Origin of the sequence: Streptomyces pathocidini, from assembly GCF_001418495.1 — a bacterium.
GTDB lineage: Bacteria > Actinomycetota > Actinomycetes > Streptomycetales > Streptomycetaceae > Streptomyces > Streptomyces pathocidini.
In genome coordinates this window covers 1-4399 of sequence record NZ_LIQY01000185.1, presented here as the reverse complement: position 1 = coordinate 4399, position 4399 = coordinate 1, and the positions used below count along the sequence as shown (strand labels likewise).

Genomic DNA, 4399 nt, shown 5'->3' with positions numbered 1-4399 from the left:
CGCGGCGGCGCGGTGGCGGCGATCATCGTCTACGCGGGCGTGGCGCAGGTGTCCGTCTTCGGTCAGAAACTGGCTCCGGGCCAGGGCGGGGTGCTCGGCGCGCTGGGCGCGGCGCTGCTGGCGGTCCAGGTCGAGAAGTGGTGCCGCCGCTGGGTGCCGGAGGCGCTGGACGTGCTGGTCACGCCGACCGTCACCGTTCTGGTCTCCGGTCTGGCGACGCTGTTCGGCCTGATGTTCCTGGCGGGCGAGGTGTCCACGGCCATCGGCGAGTTCGCGAACTGGCTGCTGGCGACCGGCGGCGCGTTCGCCGGCTTCGTGCTCGGCGGGCTGTTCCTGCCCTTGGTCATGCTCGGCCTGCACCAGGCGCTGATCCCGATCCACACGACCCTGATCCAGCAGCAGGGCTACACCGTCCTCCTCCCGATCCTCGCCATGGCGGGCGCGGGCCAGGTCGGCGCGGCCATCGCCATCTACTTCCGGCTCCGCCGCAACACTTCCCTCCGCAAGACGATCAAGTCCGCGCTCCCGGCCGGCTTCCTGGGCGTCGGCGAGCCGCTGATCTACAGCGTCTCGCTCCCGCTGGGCCGCCCGTTCGTCACGGCGTGCGTGGGCGGGGCGTTCGGCGGCGGCTTCGTCGGACTGCTCAACCAGCTGGGCAGCGCGGTCGGTTCCACGGCGTACGGGCCGTCCGGCTGGGCCCTGTTCCCCCTCCTCAAGGGCACGTCCGACCTGGGCACGACGATCGCCGTCTACGCCGCGGGGCTCCTGGCCGGATACATCGCGGGGTTCCTCCTCACGTACTTCTTCGGCTTCAGCAAGCAGATGCGCGCAGACCTGAACACCCCCTCGAAGGACACCGCCACGGCAACAAAGGCTGTCGACCCGACGGCGGCCCAGGAGACCGAGGCCGCTCGGGCCCCAGCCGGCGACGACGCCCGTCAACCGGCGGCCGTCTGACAGGTCTGCCACAGGTCTGACAGGACCGGAGCCACGGGGTGAAGCCGATCGACGGTTCCGTCAGTCGGCTTCACCACGCGGTACAACCCACTCGGCCGACTGATGGGTCACCGCCGTGATGGTGTCGAAGTCCGCGTCGTAGTGGAGCACGGTCACCTGGTGCCGCTCAGCGGTCGCGGCTATGAGCAGATCGGGGATCGACGCCGCTCGGTGGTGACCCTTCTCGGCCAGCAGCGCTTGGATCTCCATGGCACGGATACCGATCTCGTCCGTCAGCTCCAGCCACTCGAAGCCGCGCCGTACGGATCGGCCTCCGGCGTGCTCCTGCGCGTTGCGCGCGCTGTAAAGGATCTCCAGATCGATCACTGCGCAGGTGGCCACCAGACCACGGTCCACCAGCGGGGCCAACACGGCTCGGACATTCGGTCGCCTGGCCCGGGCCCAGGCGCTCTTGTCGACCAGATACTTCGCTACCGCCATGCCTCCACCATCACGCCCGGGTCTCCAAGGTCCTCGAAGAGGCCTTCGTCCAGCATTTCCATAAACCTGCGGCGCTTGGCTGCTGCCACGAACTCCGCGAGGGCTCCGTTGATCGTGGCGCGTTTCGTCGTGGTGCCCAGTATCTCGGCGGCCTCTTGGACCAGTGCATCATCGAGATCGATCATGGTGCGCGACATGGCGACCTCCAGGTGTACGAATCAGCCGACTCTTTATGCATGCTACCCCTCGGCCAACCCCGCCACCAGGTCGCGGATCGCGACCTGGCCGTCGTCGAGGAGGCCGGCGTCGCGGTAGGCCTGCTGCTGGTGGGACAGCTGGGCGGTGTCGGGCTTGAGCTGGGGGTCCCACTGGTAGGGCGGGGTCTTGCGGAGGACGTCGAGCTTCTGGCCGGTCGCCTCGGCCAGGATGCGGAGGTTCTCGTCGGAGGAGCGGCCCGGGCCCTGGAGGTCGGCGGCCCCCTTGCGCAGCGCGGCCAGGAACTTCCGCGCCGCCGGCTTTCCGGCGAAGGCGTTCCCCAGGACGACACCGGTGGCCGACGTCCCCTTGGGCGGAACGGCCAGCGCAACAGCGACCCCGCCCTCTTCCATGGCAGTGGTGAACGGGGCGGGCGCCAGGGCCGCGTCCACCCCGCCCTCCGCCAGCGCCGTCCGCATGTCGGGGATCGCGACATTGACGACCTGGACGTCCTTCAGCGTCAGACCCGACTGCCGCAGGGTGGCGGCCAGTTGGTAGCCGCCCGCGGCCCCCTCTCCCCCGGCCACCGCGACCTTCCGCCCGCGCAGGTCGTCCACGTTCTCGATCTTCTTGGAGTCCACCAGGCGCTTGGACACCTCCAGCGCGGTGGGCGAGGGCCGCTCGCCCGTGGACGCGCCCATCGAGGCCGCGACCTTCACCCCGAGCCCCTTCGCCACCCCGTTGAACAGTCCGGCCGAGAAGCCAGCGGCCACCGCGTCGACCTTCCCGGACGCGGCGAGCGGCACCGCGTCCTGCCCCGTCTTCACCTTGCTCAACTCGACGTCGAGGCCCTGCTCCTTGAAGTAGCCCTTGGCGTCGGCCAGATAGAGCGGGGCGAAGAGCGTGGAGGGCACATGGGCGACCCGAACCGTGGTCAGGGAACCCCCGGAAGCCGCCGAGCCCTCCGGGTCCGACCGGTCACCCCCGCTCTGGCAGGAGGCGGCGGCCAAGGCCAGTACGGGCAGCAGGGCAAGCGCGGAGCGGCGCGAGCGGGGCAAGCGGGACGTAGGAGGCGTGGACAACGTGGAGGGGCGCATGGCTGAAGAGGATTCCTTTCGAAGTGCGCTGGACTACCGGCTGGAAGTGGGCTGATTTTTCGGCCGAAAAGGCGCGGCGAGGAGGCGCGCTAGGAGCGGGAGAGCCGTACGCGGAAGGCGCGTTCCATCCGTACGGCGCGCCGCATGCGTACGGGCACCCGCCACGGCACCGCCCACCGCTCGACGAGTGAGACCACCGCCGAGAAGAGCGAGCCGAGCACGGCCACGGCGACCAGCCCGACGTACATCCGGTCCGGCTGGAAGAGCGTCCAGGAGTTCCAGATCAGGAAGCCGAGACCGCTCTCGGAGGCCACGAACTCGACGGCGACGACGACCACGACGCCGAGCCCCGCCGCCGTACGCAGCCCGGTCAGCACGCCGGGGCACGCGCCCGGCAGGAGGACGTAGCGCAGCAGCCGCAGCCCGGACGCCCCGTAGGAGCGGGCGGTCTCCAGCATGCGCGGGTCGATCTGCCGTACGCCCGCAAGGGTGTTGATCTGCAGGACGAAGAAGACGGTGATGGCGACCGAGAGCACCTTGGGCGTCTCGGTCAGCCCGAAGACCAGGAGCAGCAGAGGAAGGGTAGCGATCTTCGGTACGGAGTACAGGGCGGCGAAGAGTGGCCCGAGCGCGGCGTTCGCGAGGCGCGAGACGCCCATGGCGAACCCGGCCAGGGCCCCGGTGGCCGCGCCCAGCGCATAGCCCGGCAGCAGGCGCCGCAGCGTGGCGGCGGTGTGCGTGCCCAGCTCCCCGGAACCCACCAGGTCGAGCAGGCGCGCGGCGATGGCGGACGGCGGCGGGAACAGCAGCGTGTCGATGAGACCCGCCCGGGCGGCGGCCTGCCAGGCCAGCAACAGGGCGGCCGGAACGGCGAGTCCGAGCGCGGCGTCGCGCCAGACGGCGCGGCGGGCGCGGGCAGCGGCCCGGGCGACGGAGGCGTCCGGCGACCCCTTCGCGGAAGAGCCCGGCGAACCGTTCGAGGGGGCGCCCAGCGAACCCTTCGCGAGAGCGCCCAGCGCCCCCTTCGCAGAAGCGCCCGGCGAACCCTTCGTGGAAGCGCGGTTCGTCACGCCGCCGCCCCGCTCCCGGTCAGCTGCCCCCGCAACTGCCGCCAGATCCGCGCCCGCAACCGCCCGAACTCCGGGCTGTCCTGAACCGTCCCCGGATCGCGCGGCCGGGCGAACGGGACCTCGAACTCGTCCGTGAACCGCCCCGGCCGCGCGGACATCGCCAGCACCCGGTCCCCGAGCAGCAGGGCCTCGTCGATCGAGTGCGTCACGAGCACGACCGTCTTGCGCTCCTCCTGCCACAGCTCCAGCAGCTGCTCCTGCATCAGCCGCCGCGTCTGCGGATCGAGCGACCCCAGCGGTTCGTCCATCAGCAGGACCGGGCTGCCGGTGGCGAACGCCCTGGCCAGTGCGAGCCGTTGCCGCATTCCGCCGGAGAGCCGGTCGGGGTAGCCGTCGGCGAAGTCGGCGAGCCCCATCCGTACGAGCCAGCCGTACGCGGCCCGCTCGGCCTCGCGCCGTCCGGCGCCCGCCATCCGCAGCCCGAACGCCGCGTTGGCCCGGACCGTGAGCCACGGGAAGACGCCGAAGTCCTGGAAGACGAAGGCGGCCCACGGCACCCGCCCTTCACCACGCCCCGTACGCACCCACCCCGTGCGCACC

The 4399-nt window shown here is 71.4% G+C and carries 6 protein-coding genes; 1 reads left to right on the top strand and 5 read right to left on the bottom strand.

Going from position 1 to position 4399, the window contains the following annotated elements; translation table 11 throughout:
- On the top strand, positions 1–957 hold a 957-nt coding region (locus tag AOK16_RS10900; RefSeq protein WP_157859173.1), incomplete at its 5' end, for a PTS transporter subunit EIIC.
- A gap of 60 nt (positions 958–1017) precedes the next feature.
- Here AOK16_RS10900 and AOK16_RS10895 read toward each other — a convergent pair.
- The 5 genes from AOK16_RS10895 to AOK16_RS10875 all read right to left on the bottom strand — a co-directional run.
- Positions 1018–1437, bottom strand: a complete 420-nt coding sequence (locus tag AOK16_RS10895) for a PIN domain nuclease (RefSeq protein WP_055472049.1) — start codon at positions 1435–1437, stop codon at positions 1018–1020.
- Positions 1428–1634 carry a type II toxin-antitoxin system VapB family antitoxin gene (locus AOK16_RS10890; RefSeq protein ID WP_055472048.1) on the bottom strand — a complete coding sequence of 69 codons (207 nt, stop codon included), beginning with the start codon at positions 1632–1634 and terminating at the stop codon, positions 1428–1430. Before AOK16_RS10890 ends, AOK16_RS10895 begins: the two co-directional genes overlap by 10 nt.
- A 42-nt stretch (positions 1635–1676) precedes the next feature.
- The gene (locus tag AOK16_RS10885; protein ID WP_205627665.1) at positions 1677–2690 is read right to left on the bottom strand and encodes an ABC transporter substrate-binding protein; all 1014 of its coding nucleotides are present in this window, start codon (positions 2688–2690) and stop codon (positions 1677–1679) included.
- A 128-nt stretch (positions 2691–2818) separates the two neighbouring features.
- Positions 2819–3799: an ABC transporter permease gene (locus AOK16_RS10880; protein ID WP_205627664.1), complete on the bottom strand. Its 981-nt coding sequence runs from the start codon at positions 3797–3799 to the stop codon at positions 2819–2821.
- The coding region (locus AOK16_RS10875) for an ABC transporter ATP-binding protein (protein WP_157859172.1) at positions 3796–4399 on the bottom strand (604 nt) is incomplete at its 5' end. The genes AOK16_RS10875 and AOK16_RS10880, both read right to left, overlap by 4 nt.